General features: G+C 62.2%; 14 protein-coding genes. 8 read left to right on the top strand and 6 right to left on the bottom strand.

Going from position 1 to position 18,970, the window contains the following annotated elements; translation table 11 throughout:
• Positions 1-31: 31 nt before the first annotated feature.
• Together ACI3KW_RS05640 and ACI3KW_RS05635 are read right to left on the bottom strand one after the other, a co-directional pair.
• Positions 32-643 (bottom strand): LysE family translocator, encoded by a 612-nt coding sequence (locus tag ACI3KW_RS05640; protein WP_262166654.1) that lies wholly within the window; start codon positions 641-643, stop codon positions 32-34.
• A 243-nt stretch (positions 644-886) separates the two neighbouring features.
• Positions 887-1,828, bottom strand: coding sequence for a nucleoside hydrolase (locus ACI3KW_RS05635; RefSeq protein ID WP_404847273.1), 942 nt, complete (start codon positions 1,826-1,828; stop codon positions 887-889).
• 148 nt (positions 1,829-1,976) lie between these two features.
• Here ACI3KW_RS05635 and ACI3KW_RS05630 point away from each other — a divergent pair, with 148 nt between their 5' ends.
• From ACI3KW_RS05630 to glgX, 8 genes are all read left to right on the top strand, one after another.
• Positions 1,977-3,233 (top strand): AI-2E family transporter, encoded by a 1,257-nt coding sequence (locus ACI3KW_RS05630; RefSeq protein ID WP_404847272.1) that lies wholly within the window; start codon positions 1,977-1,979, stop codon positions 3,231-3,233.
• A gap of 80 nt (positions 3,234-3,313) precedes the next feature.
• A complete protein-coding gene (locus ACI3KW_RS05625; RefSeq protein ID WP_404847271.1) occupies positions 3,314-5,167 on the top strand; it encodes a monovalent cation:proton antiporter-2 (CPA2) family protein in 1,854 nt (617 codons plus the stop codon).
• Positions 5,168-5,268: 101 nt separating this feature from the next.
• Positions 5,269-7,746 (top strand): glycogen/starch/alpha-glucan phosphorylase, encoded by a 2,478-nt coding sequence (locus ACI3KW_RS05620; RefSeq protein ID WP_404847270.1) that lies wholly within the window; start codon positions 5,269-5,271, stop codon positions 7,744-7,746.
• 106 nt (positions 7,747-7,852) lie between these two features.
• Positions 7,853-10,048, top strand: coding sequence for a 1,4-alpha-glucan branching protein GlgB (gene glgB / locus ACI3KW_RS05615; protein WP_404847269.1), 2,196 nt, complete (start codon positions 7,853-7,855; stop codon positions 10,046-10,048).
• Positions 10,049-10,103: 55 nt separating this feature from the next.
• Entirely contained in the window at positions 10,104-11,375 is a 1,272-nt protein-coding gene (gene glgC / locus ACI3KW_RS05610; RefSeq protein ID WP_113121852.1) for a glucose-1-phosphate adenylyltransferase, read from the top strand.
• Positions 11,375-12,835, top strand: a complete 1,461-nt coding sequence (glgA, locus tag ACI3KW_RS05605) for a glycogen synthase GlgA (RefSeq protein ID WP_404847302.1) — start codon at positions 11,375-11,377, stop codon at positions 12,833-12,835. Before glgC ends, glgA begins: the two co-directional genes overlap by 1 nt.
• Complete coding sequence (locus tag ACI3KW_RS05600; RefSeq protein WP_404847268.1) at positions 12,816-14,450, top strand: alpha-D-glucose phosphate-specific phosphoglucomutase; 1,635 nt, start codon at positions 12,816-12,818, stop codon at positions 14,448-14,450. The genes glgA and ACI3KW_RS05600 overlap by 20 nt, the downstream gene beginning before the upstream one ends.
• Positions 14,451-14,583: 133 nt before the next feature.
• Entirely contained in the window at positions 14,584-16,581 is a 1,998-nt protein-coding gene (glgX, locus tag ACI3KW_RS05595; protein WP_404847267.1) for a glycogen debranching protein GlgX, read from the top strand.
• A gap of 176 nt (positions 16,582-16,757) precedes the next feature.
• Here the strand turns inward: glgX and ureG are convergent, their stop codons facing one another.
• From ureG to ACI3KW_RS05575, 4 genes are read right to left on the bottom strand one after another with little or no spacing between them, the layout of a single operon-like run.
• Positions 16,758-17,390, bottom strand: coding sequence for an urease accessory protein UreG (gene ureG / locus ACI3KW_RS05590; RefSeq protein ID WP_404847266.1), 633 nt, complete (start codon positions 17,388-17,390; stop codon positions 16,758-16,760).
• Positions 17,387-17,818 (bottom strand): DUF3995 domain-containing protein, encoded by a 432-nt coding sequence (locus ACI3KW_RS05585; protein ID WP_404847265.1) that lies wholly within the window; start codon positions 17,816-17,818, stop codon positions 17,387-17,389. The genes ureG and ACI3KW_RS05585 overlap by 4 nt, the downstream gene beginning before the upstream one ends.
• On the bottom strand, positions 17,815-18,468 hold the full coding sequence (locus ACI3KW_RS05580; RefSeq protein WP_404847264.1) for an urease accessory protein UreF: 654 nt from the start codon (positions 18,466-18,468) through the stop codon (positions 17,815-17,817). The genes ACI3KW_RS05585 and ACI3KW_RS05580 overlap by 4 nt, the downstream gene beginning before the upstream one ends.
• Positions 18,465-18,929, bottom strand: a complete 465-nt coding sequence (locus ACI3KW_RS05575) for an urease accessory protein UreE (protein WP_404847263.1) — start codon at positions 18,927-18,929, stop codon at positions 18,465-18,467. Before ACI3KW_RS05575 ends, ACI3KW_RS05580 begins: the two co-directional genes overlap by 4 nt.
• Positions 18,930-18,970 lie beyond the last annotated feature (41 nt).

The following is an 18,970-nucleotide window of genomic DNA, read 5'->3' as shown; positions in this document are numbered from 1 at the left end:
CGCTTTCGCGGGAATGACACTGCCGTGTCGCCTAGTGCTGCCAGACGACCAGGCCGGCGGCCGTTGCCATCATCACGCCGGCTGTCTTGTTGAGACGGCCGAGGGCCTTGCTGCTCTTGAACATTTCGCGGGCGGCGGAGGCGAGCCAGGCGTAGCCGCAGCCGATGATCAGCAGCACGATGACCACGATGGCGGTCAGTTCGGCAAAGGCAACTGGCGTCATCTGGTCGAGCGGGATCACCGTGGGCAGGATGGCCAGGTAGAAGACGATGGTCTTGGGATTGCCCATGGTGAGCGAGAAACCGGCGAGGAAGGTGCGCCAGGGATCTTCGTTCTTGGGCTTCATCTGCTCGGAGCCGGGGCGCGCGGTCCAGAATTTATAGGCGATATAGAGCAGATAGGCCGCGCCCGCCCAGCGGATGATGGTGAAGACCGGGCCGAACCAGGTGGCGACGGCCGCGAGGCCGAAGACTGCGAAGACGAAATAGACCAGATCACCCGCTAGAATGCCCAACACCATGGGAAAGGCGCCCTTGAACCCGCCGCCAAGGGCGCGGGCGACAACGGCCGCGACGCCGGGACCGGGCACGAGCACGGCGATGGCGTAAGCGATGGTGAAGGTCAGGAGGGTGAAGGGTTCCATGGGTGGTATCCGGCGAATGGGAGGCGGACACTACGCCTGTGGAAGGGGGTTGCCAATGGGGCTCCCGTGTTCACGCTTCGCAACCAAACTGGCAACAACCACGGTGTCATTCCCGCGAAAGCGGGAACCTCTGTTGGCGATGTCGGAGAAGAAAACAGAGGTTCCCGCTTTCGCGGGAATGACATTGTGGGAAGGGGGTGACGCTGGGGACGGGAATGACGCTGTGGGTAGGCGCTGGGGTGCTTACGGCAGCCGAGCCAACCGTTCGGTCAGCAGCTTGTAAAACCCGTCAGCATTGCCGTTGCGCAGATAATTCGCATTCTTGACCCTGCCGGTGACGTGCCAATAGTCCACCACGGTCATGCCGACCGTCAGCTCGCTCGCGGTTTCGATGGCGACGTTGCAGTGGCGGCCTTCGAAGAGGTCGGGCTGCAGCAGATAGGCGATGACGGTGGGGTCGTGCAGGGGGGCGCCGGTCCAGCCGTATTTCTTGAGATCGAAGGTTTCCGAGAAGGTCAGCATGGCGTGGACCGCCGCGCCGGACGCATTGCCGATGGCCTTGATGGCGGCGAGGCGCTCGGGCGTCGACTGGATCTGGTGGGTCACGTCGAGCGGCAGGATGGTGACGGGCACGCCGGAGCGCAGCACCACGTCGGCGGCTTCAGGATCGACATAGATGTTGAATTCGGCGGCGGGGGTGATGTTGCCCACTTCGAAATAGGCGCCGCCCATCATGACGATTTCGGCGATGCGCTCGGCAATGGCGGGCTGCTTGATCAGCGCCATGGCGACATTGGTCAGCGGGCCGAGGGTGCAGAGCGTGATGGTCTTGGGCTCGGCCGCCATGAGGGTATTGATGATGTAGTCGACGCCATGCAGAGTCTGCAGTGGCATTTGCGGATCGGGCAGGTTGGGGCCATCGAGGCCGGTTTCGCCGTGGACGTGCTCGGCGGTGACCAGGTGCCGGCGCAGCGGGCGGGAGCAGCCGGCATAGACCGGGATATCGCTGCGGCCGGCCAGTTCAACCACCTTGCGGGCATTGATGGCGTTTTGCGCGACGCCGACATTGCCGGCGACTGCCACCACGCCCAGCACATCGAGCTCATCCGGGGAGGCCAGCGCCAAAAGGATGGCGACGGCATCGTCCTGGCCGGGATCGGTGTCGATGATGATTTTGCGGGACATGTCGGAACCTTGGCGCGTTGAAAACCGGCGCGATGGTAGCGGCGGTCATGGCGCCGGTCGACTGGGGATATGCGGGTTGTACAAAGGAACGTTTGCGGCAAGCCAACGTTGGTGGTTGGCAGGAATTCCCCCGCTATTGGAACGCTATATGGCCCGCTCGCCGCGAACGGTTGCAAGCAGTGATCTGGATGAGAGCCAGTTCGAGCGGATATTAGGCAATGCCGCCCGCATCGCTATTGTCCTGGTCGGTTTTGCGGTGCTGCTGGTGGTGTTGCAGGAAGGGCGGGTCATTCTGGCGCCGGTCACGCTGGCGATCATTATCGGGCTGATGTTCGGCCCGGTGGCGGATCGGCTTGAGGCTATCGGCGTGCCGCCGGCACTGTCGGCCGGGGTGGTCGTACTGCTGTTGCTGACGGTGATTTTCGGCGGGGTGGCGCTGTTTGCCGTGCCGCTGTCGGAATGGGTGGCGCGGGCGCCGACGATCTGGGAGAAGCTGCAAAACGAGATTTCGGCGCTGCGCGAACCGATGGAATCGGTAGCCGCGTTCCAGGAGCAATTGACCTCGGTGTTCGGCAGCGCCTCGGCCATGGCGGTGACGGTGGAGGATGGCGGACAGGTGATTGGCCTCGCCATGTTGGCGCCGGCCATCGGGGCGCAGGTGCTGATCTTTCTCGCCAGCCTTTATTTCTTCATGGCGACGCGGGACCATATCCGTGTCTCTGTACTGTCGCTGTGTGTCAGCCGGCGAATGCGCTGGCGCACGGCACATGTGTTTCTCGATGTGGAAACCAAGGTCAGCCGGTTTCTGCTGTCGATCACCTTCATCAATTTCTGTGTCGGCTGCGCGGTAACGCTGGCCATGTGGGCCATTGGCATGCCCTCGCCGATCCTGTGGGGCGCCATGGCGGCGGTGCTCAATTACATTCCCTATGTGGGGCAGGGTGTGATGATCCTGGTGCTGCTGGCCGTGGGACTGGGTACGCAGACGGGGCTCGAAAACATCCTGCTGCCGGTGGGGTGCTATGTGGCGATCAACTTTGTCGAGGGGCAAATCCTGACGCCGCATTTCATCGGGCGGACCATGACGCTCAACCCCTTCATCATTTTTCTGTCGATCACTTTCTGGCTGTGGGCCTGGGGGCCGGTGGGCGGGTTGGTTGCCGTGCCGACGCTGTTGATGGCGCATTCGATTCTCAGTCATGCGGTGCCGAGCAAGCCCGTCATGCCCAAGCGCCCGGTGCGGCGCACGCGGAATATGACCGACCGCGACGAGTTGCTGGCCAATGCCGCGGTGGCCATTCGCGAGCAGGCCGAGGAGCAGAAAAAGCCCGAAAGCAAGCGCAAGAACGAGCGCATGCAGCCCCCAGACGGCACCGCGCCAAGCGGGGCGGAGCCGGCGGCGTGAAGCTGGTTTGCACGCGCCCTGCTTGACGCGCGGGGGCAGATCGGAACACTGCATAGCCTGGTTCATATTGGGAGAGCATGGTGGCAGGCGAAGCGGTTGGACACGCGGCAGAAGCCGCATCGCATGGCATCGATCTGTTGCCGGTCGTGGCGCTGCTGGCCGCCGGGGTGATTGCCGTGCCGCTGTTCAAGCGGCTGGGGCTGGGCTCGGTGCTGGGCTATCTGGCGGCGGGGCTGCTGCTGGGGCCATCGGGTCTCGAAGTCATCAACGATCCGGCGTCGGTGCTGCATCTGGCCGAATTGGGCGTGGTGATGTTCCTGTTCATCATCGGGCTCGAAATGGAGCCATCGCGACTGTGGTCGCTGCGTAAGCAGATACTTGGGCTCGGCGTCATCCAGGTGGCGGTTTGCGGGCTGCTGCTGACCGGGGTGGGCATTCTGCTTGGCTTCGCGCCTGCCGTGGCCTTCGTCTTCGGCATGGGTTTCGTGCTGACTTCGACCGCCATCGTCATGCAGATTCTGGGCGAGCGGGGCGAGCTGTCGAGCGATAGCGGGCAGCGCATGGTCTCCATCCTGTTGCTCGAAGACCTCGCCATCGTGCCGCTTTTGGCTGTGGTCGCCATTCTGGCGCCGACGGGCGGGGAAGAAACGCTGGTGAGCCGGTTGACCGGCATTGCCATCGCGCTGGGCGCCATCGGCCTGCTGATTTTCCTTGGCCGGCGCATCATGAATCCGTTCTTTTCGCTCTTGGCTTCGACCAAGCTGCGCGAGGTGATGACCGCGGCGGCGCTGCTGGTGGTGCTGGGGGCGGCCTTGCTGTTCCAGGTCAGCGGGCTCTCCATGGCCATGGGGGCGTTCCTCGCCGGGGTGCTGCTGTCGACTTCGACCTTCCGTCACCAGCTCGAAGCCGATGTCGAGCCGTTCCGCGGCATCCTGCTGGGGCTGTTTTTCCTTGCCGTCGGCATGTCGCTCGATCTGGCGATCGTGCTGCAGAACTGGGGCATTATCGCCGTCAGCGTGGCGGCCTACATGCTGGTCAAGGCAGGGGCGATCTATGCCATAGCGCGCGCCCTCAAGTCGAGCCATGGCGAGGCGCTGGAGCGCGCGGTGCTGATGGGGCAGGGCGGCGAATTCGCCTTCGTGCTCTATACTACTGCCGCGACCGCCGGGCTGATCGACGGGCCGACCAATGCGATCTTTACCGCGACCGTCATCATCTCGATGGTGCTGACGCCATTCTTCATCATCGGGCTGCGCTATGTGCTGCCCAAGGAGGAGACGCAGTCGATGGAGGGCGTGGAAAAGGCCGATGGCCTGTCGGGCAAAATCCTCATCATCGGCTTTGGGCGCTTTGGGCAGATCGCCAGCCAGCCGCTGCTGGCCATGCACCATTCGGTGTCGATCATCGACAATGATACCGAGATGGTGCGGGTCGCCGCGCAGATCGGCTTCAAGGTCTATTATGGCGATGGCACGCGGCTCGATATCCTGCATGCGGCGGGTGCCGGCACGGCCGACGTGATCCTGATCTGCACCGACAAGAAGGAGCAGACCACCCGTATCGCCGAATTGCTACGCGATGAGTTCCCGCTGGTGCGGGTGATGGCGCGGGCGTTCGATCGTGGCCATGCCATGGAACTGATCAAGGTCGGCGTGGAATATCAGCTGCGCGAGATGTTCGAATCCGCGCTGACCTTCGGCGGCGACGTGATCAAGATGCTGGGCGCAAGCGAAGAAGAAGCCGCCGAAGTGGTGGAGGGCGTGCGCGATCGCGACCGGCAGCGCTTCGAAATGCAATTGGCGGGCGCCGATCAACTGGAGGGCAGCCGCCTGCTGCTCAGCAATGCGCGCGACCAGGCTCGCGAAGGCGGGGTGGTGTTGTCGGAGGAGGCGGTGGAGGACACCATCGCCAAGAGCACGCAGCCTGCGTCCTAGACATGGAAGGGCTGCGCGAGGGGGCTTCCGCCTGCCCAAATTAAGTGCAATGCTTGAGCACAACAGAGGGGAACTGTTCGTCATGAAAACTGGATTGCGATATGCCGCAAAAGCCAATCGTTTACGACGCGCCTACCCCCGAACGCCCTGCAGCAACAGTTGAGGCTATCCAGGGCGAGATCCTCGAAAGACTGATCTATTCTGTCGGCAAGGACCCGATTGTTGCGCGGCCACATGATTGGCTGGCGGCAACTATTCTGGCGGTGCGCGACCGGGTGATGGACCTCTGGATGGAGTCCTCGCGCGAGACGTGGCGGACCTCCAACAAGCGGGTGTATTATCTCAGCCTCGAGTTCCTGATCGGCCGGCTCATGCGCGATGCCATGAGCAATGTCGGGCTGATGGAGCCGGTGCAGGAAGCGCTCAAGAACCTCAATGTCGATCTGGGCGACCTGATCAATCTCGAGCCTGATGCGGCGCTTGGCAATGGTGGCCTCGGCCGGCTGGCCGCGTGTTTCCTCGAATCCATGTCGTCGGTGAAAATCCCGGCCTATGGCTATGGCATCCGCTATGTGCATGGCCTGTTCCGCCAGGAAATGAGCGAAGGCTGGCAGGTCGAACTGCCCGAGGAATGGCTGGCGCACGGCAATCCCTGGGAATTCGAGCGCCGCGAAAGCGCTTATGAGATCGGTTTTGGCGGTCATGTCGAGCCGGTCACCGATCCCGATGGCAGCGTGCGGCAGGAGTGGCGGCCCAATGACCATCTGCTGGCGGTGGCTTTTGACACCCCCATTGTGGGCTGGCGCGGGGCGCGGGTGAATACGTTGCGGCTGTGGAGCGCGCAGCCGATCGATCCCATCCTGCTCGACAAGTTCAATTCGGGCGACCATATCGGCGCGCTGGAAGAAAGCGCGCGGGCTGAAGCGATTACGCGGGTGCTTTACCCCGCCGATTCAACGGCGGCCGGCCAGGAATTGCGGCTGCGCCAGGAGTTTTTCTTCTCTTCGGCCTCGCTGCAGGACATCGTGCGGCGGCATCTGCAGCAATATGGCGACCTGGGGTCGCTCCCCGACAAGGTGGCCATCCAGCTCAATGACACGCATCCCTCGATCTCGATTGCCGAGCTGATGCGCATCCTGATCGACGACAATGGGCTCAAATGGGCCGATGCCTGGAAGCTGACGCGCGGCACGTTTGGCTATACCAACCACACGCTGTTGCCCGAGGCGCTGGAAAGCTGGCCGGTGGCGCTGCTGGAGCGGCTGCTGCCACGCCATATGCAGATCATCTACCAGATCAATGCCGATGTGCTGGCCGAGGCGCGGCAGCGCGCCAAGTTCAACGATGCGCAGATCGCCAATGTGTCGCTGATCGACGAAGCTGGCGGCCGCCGGGTGCGCATGGGGCAATTGGCCTTTGTGGGCTCGCACTCGATCAATGGCGTGTCGGCGCTGCATACCGAATTGATGAAGCAGACGGTGTTTTCCGACCTGCACAAGCTCTATCCCGACCGCATCAACAACAAGACCAATGGCATTACGCCGCGCCGCTGGCTGATGCAGTGCAATCCCGCGCTGACCAAGCTGATTGGCGAGCGGATCGGTACGGGGTTTCTCGACGATATCGACCTGCTACAGGGCCTCAAGGCACATGCCGAGGACCCGGGATTTCAGGCGCAATTTGCTGCCGTCAAAACCGCCAACAAGCAGCGCCTGGCCAAGTTGATCAAGGACCGGATGGGCATCACTGTGTCGTCGGACGCGCTGTTCGACGTGCAGATCAAGCGCATCCACGAATATAAGCGCCAGCTGCTCAACATCATTCAAGCCGTTGCCGCCTATGACGAAATTCGTGCGCATCCGGAACGCGAATACGTTCCGCGCGTTAAGATTTTCGCAGGCAAGGCGGCTCCGGGCTATTGGAACGCCAAGCTCATCATCAAGCTGATCAATGATGTCGCCAAGGTCATCAATCACGATCCAGCGGTGCGTGGCCTGCTCAAGGTGGTGTTCCTGCCCAATTACAATGTGAGCCTGGCCGAAGTGATCGTTCCCGCCGCTGATTTGTCCGAACAGATTTCGACCGCGGGCATGGAAGCGTCGGGCACGGGCAATATGAAATTCATGGCCAATGGCGCCATCACCATCGGGACGATGGACGGCGCCAATGTGGAAATGCACAAGGAAGTGGGGGCCGACAATATCGTTATTTTCGGGCTCTCCACCGAAGAGGTGAATGAGAAGCGGGCCAAGGGCGACCTGCCCAAGGACGCTATCGAAGCCTCGCCACGGCTCAAGGAAGCGCTGGAATCGATCTCCTCGGGCGTGTTCTCGCCCGATGATCCGAACCGCTATCGCGATCTGATCGGCGGGCTCTATGACCATGACTGGTTCATGGTGGCGCGCGATTTCGATGCCTATGTCGCGGCCCAGGCCGAGGTGGATGCGCTGTGGAATGACAAGCGGCACTGGAACGCCGTGGCCATCCGCAACACGGCGAGCGTGGGGTTCTTCTCCTCGGATCGCACGATACGGCAATATGCGAAGGATATTTGGGGCGTCGGGGCGACGCCGGCATGATTGTGAGCCGCGAGGCACCCGACGGACAAGATCGGGCTCGCTTGATGTTTGGATTTAGAACCCGCAGGGCCATCGGCCCGCAGGCGGTTCACGGGGGGACGTGCGTGTGACCAAGGAAATCTGGCAAGCCGATACCAGGGACGTCGACGCAATCGTCAATGGCCGCCATTCCAACCCCTTCGCCTTTCTGGGGCTGCAGGAGGTGGAGGGCAATTGGGTGCTGCGCGCGTTCATTCCCCATGCCGAAATGGTGACGGCCTTCACGCTGGATGGTACCGAGCTGGGGCATTTGTTCCCACGTCATCCGAGCGGGTTTTTTGAAGGCAAGGTGACGGTGGACCGCCGCCAGCCGATCCGCTACCGCGCCAAGAATGCGGGTGGCGAATGGGATGTTTATGATCCCTATTCCTTTGGTCCCGTGCTGGGGCCGATGGACGATTACTTTATCGGGGAGGGCAGCCATCTCAGGCTGTTCGATAAGCTGGGCGCCCACGAAATGGAATTCGAGGGCATCCACGGCACCCATTTCGCGGTCTGGGCACCCAATGCGCAACGCGTCAGCGTGGTCGGCCCGTTCAACGAATGGGATGGCCGGCGCAATCCGATGCGCAATCGCTTCGAGACCGGCATCTGGGAAGTGTTCGTGCCGATCCTGGGGACCGGCACGCTCTATAAATTCGAGATCGTGGGGCCCGACGGGGTGGTGCAGCCGCTCAAGGCCGATCCCTTTGCGCGGCAGTCCGAATTGCGACCGCGCACGGCTTCGGTCGTGCCTGATCCGACCCCGTTCACCTGGAGCGATGCCAAATATATCGAAGAACGCGCGACCCGCGATTGGCGGCGGACGCCGATGTCGATCTATGAGGTGCATCTGGGCAGCTGGCGCCGCCGGCCCGATGGCGGGTTCCTGACCTATGATCAGCTGGCCGAGCAGCTGGTGCCCTATGCGGCCGACATGGGCTACACCCATATCGAGCTGCTGCCGATCAGCGAGCACCCGTTTGATCCGAGCTGGGGCTATCAGCCCACCGGGCTTTATGCGCCCACGGCGCGATTTGGCGATCCGGCGGCGTTTGCCCGCTTCGTCAATGCCGCCCATGAAGCGGGGCTGGGCATAATCCTCGATTGGGTGCCGGCGCATTTCCCCACCGACGCGCATGGCCTGGCCCATTTCGATGGTACCGCGCTTTACGAACATGCCGATCCGCGGCAGGGCTATCACCCCGACTGGAACACCGCGATCTATAATTTCGGGCGCAAGGAAGTGGTGAGCTTCCTCGTCAACAACGCGCTCTATTGGCTGGAAAAATTCCATATCGATGGCCTGCGCGTCGATGCGGTCGCTTCCATGCTCTATCTCGATTATTCGCGCAAACCCGGCCAATGGGTGCCCAACCAGCATGGCGGCAACGAGAATCTGGAAGCCGTCGAATTCCTGCGCCGGGTGAATACGGAAGCCTATCGGCTGCATCCCGGCACGTTCATGATTGCCGAGGAATCCACGGCCTGGCCCGGCGTCAGCCAGCCGGCCTATACCGGTGGACTGGGCTTTGGCTTCAAGTGGAATATGGGCTTCATGAACGACACTTTGCGCTTCATGAGCCGCGAGCCGGTGCATCGCAAATTCCACCACAACGACATGACCTTTGGCGCGGTCTATGCCTTCTCGGAAAACTTCGTGCTGCCGCTGAGCCACGACGAAGTGGTGCATGGCAAGGGCTCGCTGCTGGAGAAAATGCCGGGCGATGATTGGCAGAAATTTGCCAATCTGCGGGCCTATTACGCTTTCATGTGGGGGCATCCGGGCAAGAAGCTGCTGTTCATGGGCCAGGAATTCGCGCAGCGCGAGGAATGGGCCGATGGCAAATCGCTCGATTGGTATCTGCTCGATGCCGGGATGCATGAAGGCACGCGCCGGCTGATTGCGGACCTGAACCTGGCCTATCGCCAATTGCCCGCTTTGCATGAGCGCGATTGCGAGCCGGACGGTTTTGAATGGGTGATCGGCAATGATCACGCCAATTCGGTGCTCGCCTGGCTGCGCAAGGCGCCGGGGGCCGATCCGGTTTTGGTCGTCTCCAATTTCACGCCAGTGCCACGCAATGGGTACAAAGTGCCCATGCCGCTTGTCGGCAAGTGGATCGAGCGCATCAATACCGATGCCGGTTGGTATTCGGGATCCAACACGGGCAACCAGGGTGCCGTGGAGGCTCATGCCGTTGAGGGGCGGCATTGGCCGGCGGAGGCAGAGCTATATCTGCCGCCGTTATCGACGCTGTTCTTGAAATTCGAGCCCGAATGATCGGGTGTGAGGGATACGTCCCGGATCAATCCGGGCGACGCGTGGAGGGTTAGAAATGGCAGACTATAGAATTCCATCACCATTGGCCCGCGAGGCCATGGCCTATGTGCTTGCGGGGGGGCGCGGCACGAGACTCATGGAACTGACGGACCGGCGCGCCAAGCCGGCGGTGTATTTTGGCGGCAAGTCCCGCATCATCGACTTTGCGTTATCGAATGCGATCAATTCGGGCATTCGCCGGATTTCGGTGGCGACGCAATATCAGGCCCACAGCCTGATCCGCCACCTGTCGCGCGGCTGGAACTTCCTGCGCCAGGAACGTAACGAAAGCTTCGACGTGCTGCCCGCCAGCCAGCGGGTGGCCGAGGACATGTGGTATGCCGGCACGGCCGACGCCGTGTACCAGAACATGGACATTATCGAGGATTACGGCGCCCGCTATATCGTGATCCTGGCTGGCGACCATATCTACAAGATGGACTATGAAATCATGCTGCGCCAGCATGTGGACACCGGCGCCGATGTAACGATCGGGTGCCTTGAAGTGCCGCGCATGGAGGCTACCGGCTTCGGCGTGATGGCGGTCGACGGGCGCGACCGGGTGGTCGATTTCGTGGAAAAGCCCAAGGACCCGCCGGGTATTCCGGACAATCCGAACATGGCTTTGGCGTCGATGGGCATTTATGTGTTCGAGACGCGGTTCCTGATGGAGCAATTGCGCCGCGACGCCGCGACGGAGGGCTCGAGCCGCGATTTCGGCAAGGATATCATTCCCTATATCGTCAAGAACGGCACGGCCTGGGCGCATCGCTTCAACCGCTCCTGTGTCCGCTCGAGCAAGGAAGAAGTCAGCTATTGGCGCGATGTCGGCACGATCGACGCCTATTGGAAGGCCTCGATCGATCTGACCGATATCGAGCCGCAGCTCGATCTTTACGATCGCGACTGGCCGATCTGGACCTATGCCGAGATCACGCCGCCGGCCAAGTTCGTGCATGATTTTGATGGGCGGCGCGGCTCGGCGGTCAATTCGCTGGTCTCGGGCGATTGCATCATTTCGGGCGGGCATTTGCAGCGCACGCTGCTCTCGACCGGTTCGCGCGTGCATTCCTATTCGGAACTGCATGAGGCGGTGGTGCTGCCCTATTGCGATATCGGACGCAATGCGCGGCTCAAGAAGGTGGTGATCGACCGCGGCGTCAATATTCCCGAGGGACTGGTGGTCGGTGACGATCCCGAATTCGACGCCAAATGGTTCAGGCGCACCGATGACGGGGTGACGCTGATCACGCAGGCCATGATCAACAAATATCTGGCGAGCCGATGATCGAAGTCCTCTCGGTTGCTTCCGAGCTCTATCCGCTGATCAAGACCGGCGGTCTGGCCGATGTCACCGGGGCGCTCCCCGGTGCCTTGGCGCAAAGCGGCATTACCATGCGCACCCTGGTGCCGGGCTATCCGGCGGTGATGGGCAAGCTGACTGGCGGGCGGGTGGTGGCTGAGATCGCCGACCTGTTCGGCGTGCCGGCCAAGCTCATTGCCGGCCGGGTGGCGGGCCTCGATATCATCGTTATCGAAGCGCCCGCGCTTTATGACCGGCCGGGCAATCCCTATGTCAGCCCCGATGGCTGGGACTGGTCGGACAATTGGAAGCGCTTTGCCGCCCTGAGCTGGGTGGCGGCCGAGCTAGGGCAGGGGCTGGTGGAGGGCTATTTGCCCCAGATCATCCATGCGCATGACTGGCAGGCGGGGCTGGCCCCCGCCTATATCAAATATGGTCCATCCGACCGCGTCAAAACGGTGATGACGGTGCATAACATGGCGTTCAAGGGCTTTTTCGGGCCCGAGATTTTCTCGCAGCTGCGGCTGCCGCCGCATGCCTATGGGGTCAATGGCGTCGAATATTACGGCGGCATTTCCTATCTCAAATCGGGCATGGAATGCGCTGACTATGTCACCACCGTCAGCCCCAATTATGCCGATGAAATCCGCACTCCGGCATTCGGTATGGGGCTGGAAGGCCTGCTCAATGGCCGGGCCGATACGGTGCTGGGCATTCTCAACGGCATCGATATTACCGCCTGGGACCCGGCGACGGATAAAGCGCTGGTGCAACCCTATGGCATCAACACGATCCACCAGCGCCGCGCCAACAAGCTGGCCGTGGCCGATCGCTTCGGGCTTGATGGCGTCGATGGCCCGCTGTTCTGCGTGGTCAGCCGGCTGACCGACCAGAAGGGCATGGACCTGCTGTTGCAGATCGTGGACGGAATGGTCGATCTGGGCGCGCGGCTCGCCGTGCTGGGGTCGGGCGAGGGGTATCTGGAAGACGGCTTCCGCTATGCCTCGGCCCGCCATCCGGGGAAGGTCGCGATCATCACCGGCTATAACGAAGATCTCTCCCATCTGATGCAAGGAGGGTGCGACGCAATCCTGATCCCGTCCCGGTTCGAGCCCTGCGGGCTGACCCAGCTTTATGGGTTGCGCTATGGCTGCGTGCCGGTGGTCAGCCGCATTGGCGGGCTGGCCGATACGGTGATCGATGCCAATCCGGCCGCAATTGCCGCCGAAGTTGCAACCGGCGTCATGTTCGACGCCGGCAGCGCGCATGCGCTGTATGAAGCCATCCGGCGCACCGTCCGGCTCTATGCCAATGACAAGCTCTGGAAGAAAATCCAACGGCGGGGAATGAAGTCGGACGTCTCCTGGGAAACCAGCGCAGCACGCTATGCCGATCTCTACGCCACCCTTATCGGGCAGAAGACAGATGACAGTTCAGACGATTAAGACCACTCCATTTGGTGACCAGAAGCCTGGCACATCGGGCCTGCGCAAGCGGGTGACTGTGTGGCAGCAGCCCAATTACGTCGAGAACTATATCCAGGCCATCTTCGATAGCCTCGAGGGCTTTGAGGGGCAGACGCTGGTGATCGGCGGCGATGGCCGGTTCTACAATGACGCGGCCATTCAGAAGGCCATCCGCATCGCTGCGGCCAATGGCTTCGGCAAGGTGTTGGTCGGCCAGAACGGCCTGCTGTCCACGCCGGCCGCCAGCCACGTCATCCGCCATAACAAGGCGTATGGCGGGCTGGTTCTGTCGGCCAGCCACAATCCGGGCGGACCGGATGGCGATTTCGGTATCAAGTACAATATTTCCAATGGCGGGCCGGCGCCTGAGAAGATCACCGATGCGGTGTTCGAGCGGACCAAGGTGATCGACAGCTACAAAAGCGTTGATGCGCCCGATATCGCGCTGGGCCAGATCGGCACCCAGCAAGTGGGCGGCATGGTGGTCGAGGTCATCGATCCGGTGACCGATTATGCGGCGCTGATGGAGACGCTGTTCGATTTTCCGGCGATCCGGGCGCTGTTTGCCTCGGGCTTCACCATGACGTTTGACGCCATGCATGCCATTACCGGCCCCTATGCCCATGCCATTCTCGAAGGCAAGCTCGGGGCGGCCAAGGGCAGTGTGGTCAACGGCACGCCATCGCCCGATTTCGGCAAGGGCCATCCTGACCCGAACCTGGTCTATTGCAAGGACATGTTCGACCTGCTGATGACGCCAGAAGGCCCCGATTTCGGCGCCGCCTCGGATGGCGATGGCGATCGGAACCTGATCATCGGCAAGAACCGCTTCGTGACGCCTTCGGATTCCTTGGCACTGCTCGCCGCCAATGCGCATCTGGCGCCGGGCTACAAGGCTGGCATTGCCGGCATTGCCCGCTCCATGCCGACCAGCGCCGCGGCCGATCGCGTGGCCGAGAAGCTGGGCATCGAGATGCATGAGACCCCGACCGGCTGGAAGTTCTTTGGCAATCTGCTGGACGCCGGTCGTGTCACCATTTGCGGCGAGGAAAGTGCCGGCACAGGCTCCAACCATGTGCGCGAGAAGGATGGGCTCTGGGCCGTGCTGCTCTGGCTCAACATCATTGCCGCGCGCAAGCAGGGCGTCGACCAGATCGTGCGCGAGCATTGGGCCACCTATGGCCGCAACTACTATACCCGCCACGATTATGAAGAGGTCGATGCTTCCATTGCCGGCAAGCTGGTCGATGACTTGCGTGCGCAATTGCCGGCGCTGGCGGGAAAGACCTTCGGGGAAGACCTGCAAGTCGCCTATGCCGATGACTTCACCTATCACGATCCGGTGGATGGTTCGACCAGCGCCAAGCAGGGTATCCGTATCGGTTTTACTGATGGATCGCGCATTGTTCTGCGGCTGAGTGGAACGGGTACGGTCGGCGCGACGTTGCGGCTCTACCTTGAACGATACGAAGCCGCCGACGGACGGCATGACCTGGATACCCAGCTGGCGCTGGAGCCGCTGATCGCGCTGTCGGAGACCCTGGCGGGGATCAAGCAGCGCACCGGCCGCGAGCAGCCGAGCGTCATCACCTGAACGCCGCGGCGAAATGACGACATTCGCCGGCGAATTGACGAAATCAAATCGCCGGCTCTAGATTTTTATAGTTGCATGTATCCCGCGAGGACCGGTTTCGGTGCTCGCGGCATGCCTTGATACTGGACGACCCATGAAACCAGAACTGGTCCCCAATGGCGGGACGACGGATCGACTTGGTGCAACACTTGTGGCGGACGGCGTCAATTTCGCCGTCTATTCCGAAAGCGCCTCGGCGATCTGGGTATCGATCTACAACGAACAGGACGAGGAAACCGACCGCTTCGAGCTGGACGTGCATCGCGACCACATCCATGCCGGGTTGGTTACCGGACTGGGCGCTGGCACGCGCTATGGGCTGCGGGCCGATGGCGAATACAATCCCGACCAGGGCCTGTTCTTTGATCCGCAAAAACTGCTGGTCGATCCCTATGCCAAGCGGCTCGACCGGGTGTTCGTGCGCTCGCCCAGGCTGCGGCTGGATCGCGCCGAGGCGGTGGATACCGCGCCGCTGGTGCCCAAGGCCATTGTCGTTACGCCCAATGACGAATTGATCCTGCCGCGCAAGAAGGCGCCGGGACTGTTCTACGAAATGAATGTGCGCGGCTATACGATGCGCCATCCCAGCGTGCAGGGGCCGTTGCGCGGCACCGTGGCGGCGCTGACCACGCAGCGGGTGATCGACCATCTCAAATTCATTGGCGTCGATACACTGCAATTGATGCCGACGGCCGCTTGGATCGACGAGGGACATTTGCCGGCATTGGGGTTGACCAATGCCTGGGGCTATAATCCGGTAGTTTATTCAGCCATCGATCCGCGCCTGGCGCCGCGGGGGCCGCATGAATTGCGGAACATGACCGATCTCTACCGCAAGAACGGCATCTCGGTGATCCTCGACGTGGTCTATAACCATACCGGGGAGGGTGATGCCGACGGCCCCATGCTCAGCCTGATGGGGCTGGACGCCAAGACCTATTACCGGTTCGTCGAAGTCGACGGCAAACAGCATCTGGTCAACGATACCGGCACCGGCAATACGCTACGCTGCGATCATCCTGCGACGCAGCGGCTGGTGATCGACAGCCTGCGCTATTGGGTCGAGGAAATGGGGGTTTCCGGCTTCCGCTTCGACCTGGCCACCGTGCTGGGCCGCGAGCCGGGATTCAATCCGAACGCCGAAATGCTCAAGAAGATCAAAGCCGATCCGGTCTTGAGCCAGTGCATCCTGGTGGCCGAGCCATGGGACCCGGGTCCGGGTGGCTATCACCTTGGCCAGTTCGGCAAGGAATTCAAAGAGCACAACGACACCTATCGCGACGAAATCCGCGGCTTCTGGCGCGGTGAAGACGGCAAGATCGGTGCGCTGGCCGGCAAGGTTGCCGGCTCGGCCGAGATTTTTGACAGTGCGGGCCGCAAGCCCAGCAATGGCGTCAATATGCTGGCCGTGCATGACGGGTTCACCCTGCGCGACCTGGTCAGCTATAGCGACAAGCATAATGACGCCAATGGCGAGGGCAATCGCGACGGCCACAACCACAATCAATCGTGGAATTGCGGCGCCGAGGGCGAGACGGACGATCCCGCCATCAATGCGGCACGCAAGCGCGATGTGCGGGCGCTGCTGGCGACGCTGTTCCTGTCGCGCGGCACGCCGCTGCTGCAGCAGGGCGACGAAATGTTCCGCACCCAGCAGGGCAATAACAATGCCTATGCGCAGGACAATGAAATCACCTGGCTCGATTGGGAAGCGGCGGATGGCGAACTGGTGAATTTCGTCGCTGCCGTGAATGGTTTCCGCAAGGCGCATTCGGCGCTGACGCATGACCATTTCCTCACCGGCCAGGACAAGAATGGCGTGCGCGACGTGGCCTGGCTGCATCCCGATGGCCGCGAAATGAATGAGGGCGACTGGCGTGATTCAGCCGCCTCGGTGCTGGGCATGCAGCTGACCAACAAGGACGATCAGGTGCTGGTCTGGTTCAATCGCCGCACCGAACCGGTAGTGGCGCGGCTGCCGGAAGGGAACTGGGCGGTTGGCATCCAGTCGGACAGCAGTGCGGAGATAGCTTTTTCCGAGGGCACGGCCACGCTGACGCCGCGTTCCGTGGTGGCGCTGGTCAGGGCGTGAAATACGCTCTGCCGCGGTATCAGGGCTGACCATCGCAAAGCCGTAATTGCGCCCGGACAATTCCATCAATTGCCCGAACATTTGCCGCGGCGGGCGCGCAGCTTGTGGCTGTCGCCCGCACCGTCCCTTGTGGGCTGATAATGGCGCCGGACCGCTGCACAGGGTCCGGCGCCGTTTTATTCGGCGGCTACCGCATCGGTGAAGCCGCCAGCCTTTTCGATGAAGCCGATGATCTGGTCGAGGCTCTCGCGCCGCAGCAGGTCGGTGAAGACATAGGGCCGCCCTTCGCGCACTTTCTGGCTGTCGCTTTCCATCACCTCAAGGCTGGCGCCGACATATTGCGCCAGATCGGTATGGGTGATGACCAGCAGGTCGGAGCGCGAAATGGCCGGGCCGCCCTTGCGGGGGATTTTTTCGCCCTGGGCGACAGAGATCACATAGATGGTGAGATCCGCCAGGTCCGGCGAGAAGGTCGCGGCCAGATTGTCGCCGCCACTCTCGATCAGGATGATGTCGAGATCGGGGAATTTGCGGTTGAGATCGTCGATGGCGGCGAGATTGAGCGAGGCGTCTTCGCGGATGGCGGTGTGGGGGCAGCCGCCGGTTTCGACGCCGACGATGCGGTCTTCGGAAATGGCCTGCGCGCGGGCGAGGATCAGCGCGTCCTCGCGGGTATAGATGTCATTGGTGACCACGGCCATGGAATAGCGGTCGCGCAAAGCCTTGAGCAGCATTTCGCACAGCGTCGTCTTGCCCGAACCGACGGGGCCGCCAATGCCGATGCGCAGGGGACCATTTAGCGATTTCATAGCAGCCTCATGAGGGTGAGTGCGACAAAGCCTGCGCCGAGCAACAGGCAGAGGGGGGAATAGACGCGGCTGTCATTCAGCCGGAAATTGGGCTCGGGCGTCTTGCCGGCCCACCAGGGCGTGTAGCCGATGACGCCACGGGCGAGGAATATGGCAGCGACGGGAATGCCGAGCAGGGTCAGCGTCGTGCCGCCGCTGTCATGATCGGCCAGGGCCAGCGCCAGGATGCCGGCGGCCAGCGTTGCCACGGCCACGGCGAAGGAGGCGAGGCGCGGCGGCATGCGTTCGATGTCGCGGAAGCCGACTACGGTCTGGGCCAGCAGCTTCTCGTCGCGAATGGGCCAGGTGCGGCCGAAGGACCAGAGCAGATGGGCAAAGGACACGGCCAGCAAGGCGATGAACATGAATGCGGAAATCAGCATGCTCATGAGCGGAAAATTCTCGTCGTCAGGGTTTCATGGGCCATTTGGGCGATATCAGCGGCATAGGCGATGGAGCCGATATCGTCCAGCGTCGCATGCTCGCACAGCACAGCCATTTCGGAAATGGGGCGTTCCAGCGCGGCCATGATGGCAAGGCCATCGGACTGGCCGATGGGGATCAGTCGCACGGCGACCGACACCTGGGCATGCACCGTGGCGGTGAGGTAAGCCGTGAGCGCCGCCTGCAGCTCGATGCCGTGGCTGGCGGCGATGGCCCCGACCGCGATGGGATAGGGACAGGGGCGCGGCAGGATGTCCAGCACGGGTGACGGCCAGGCCTTTGCGGCCGTCGCGAAGGCGTCGCCGGTTATGGTAGTTTCGTCGTGCCGCTCGCGGGCGGGTGTCAAAGCGAGGCAGAGATCGGCTAGGTCGTGCAGGGCTGTGGCGTGCGTGCTGCCGCGATGGGCATGGGCGAAGAGGATGGCGTCGGTGCGCAGGCCGCCATGGGCGAGGATGCCCTCGATCCATTGCTGGGTACTTGCGCGGTCAATCACCACGCCTTTGACGATGGCGGCTTCGAGCCCCGCCGACCAGGCGAAGGCGCCTACGGGAAAGGCTGGCGACAGCCAGGTCAGCAGCTTTTGCAGATCGCTCATCGCGCCAGCAGCGCGTGGCCGGCATCGCTATGGCTGTGATAGGCGCCATGCTCGGCATAGAAGGGCTCGGTGACATTGCTCACTGTCGCGCCCAGGCCTTCGAGCATAGTTTTGAGCACGTGGTCGCGCTTGATCAGGATGCGGTCCGCTTCGAGCTGCGCCGAAGTGTGGCGATTGCCGATATGCCAGGCGAGCCGCACCAGATGGGCGGTGTCGCGGCCGCGCACTTCATAGAGCAATTCTTCGGCGGCGATGATTTCCACCAGCTGGCCATCATCGAGCAGAAGCGCACTTTTGTGCTCGAGTGTAATGGTCTGGGGGAAGTCCACCATCACCTCGGCGCCGCCGCGCAGGCGCAGCAATTTGCGCCGCAGGCGGCGTTCGTCATGTTCGAGAACAACGAGGTCGAAAGGGGTGCCCTGCCCATGGTCTGGCGGCAGGATGGAGACGGCACGAAGCATGAAGAACTTTCCGACGATAGCGAGGCTTCCCGGCCCGCGTC

The sequence above is a fragment of the Devosia sp. ZW T5_3 genome, assembly GCF_044987315.1.
GTDB lineage: Bacteria > Pseudomonadota > Alphaproteobacteria > Rhizobiales > Devosiaceae > Devosia.
This window is presented reverse-complemented; position numbering and strand designations above follow the sequence as displayed.

What these genes read in the sequence shown, in the direction of transcription:
- ureG (WP_404847266.1), bottom strand. Translation starts at nt 17,390, where the DNA reads ATGAAATCGCTAAATGGTCCCCTGCGCATCGGCATTGGCGGCCCCGTC.
- ACI3KW_RS05580 (WP_404847264.1), bottom strand. Translation starts at nt 18,468, where the DNA reads ATGAGCGATCTGCAAAAGCTGCTGACCTGGCTGTCGCCAGCCTTTCCC.
- ACI3KW_RS05640 (WP_262166654.1), bottom strand. Translation starts at nt 643, where the DNA reads ATGGAACCCTTCACCCTCCTGACCTTCACCATCGCTTACGCCATCGCC.
- glgX (WP_404847267.1), top strand. Translation starts at nt 14,584, where the DNA reads ATGAAACCAGAACTGGTCCCCAATGGCGGGACGACGGATCGACTTGGT.
- ACI3KW_RS05630 (WP_404847272.1), top strand. Translation starts at nt 1,977, where the DNA reads ATGGCCCGCTCGCCGCGAACGGTTGCAAGCAGTGATCTGGATGAGAGC.
- glgC (WP_113121852.1), top strand. Translation starts at nt 10,104, where the DNA reads ATGGCAGACTATAGAATTCCATCACCATTGGCCCGCGAGGCCATGGCC.
- ACI3KW_RS05635 (WP_404847273.1), bottom strand. Translation starts at nt 1,828, where the DNA reads ATGTCCCGCAAAATCATCATCGACACCGATCCCGGCCAGGACGATGCC.
- ACI3KW_RS05585 (WP_404847265.1), bottom strand. Translation starts at nt 17,818, where the DNA reads ATGAGCATGCTGATTTCCGCATTCATGTTCATCGCCTTGCTGGCCGTG.
- ACI3KW_RS05575 (WP_404847263.1), bottom strand. Translation starts at nt 18,929, where the DNA reads ATGCTTCGTGCCGTCTCCATCCTGCCGCCAGACCATGGGCAGGGCACC.
- ACI3KW_RS05620 (WP_404847270.1), top strand. Translation starts at nt 5,269, where the DNA reads ATGCCGCAAAAGCCAATCGTTTACGACGCGCCTACCCCCGAACGCCCT.
- ACI3KW_RS05600 (WP_404847268.1), top strand. Translation starts at nt 12,816, where the DNA reads ATGACAGTTCAGACGATTAAGACCACTCCATTTGGTGACCAGAAGCCT.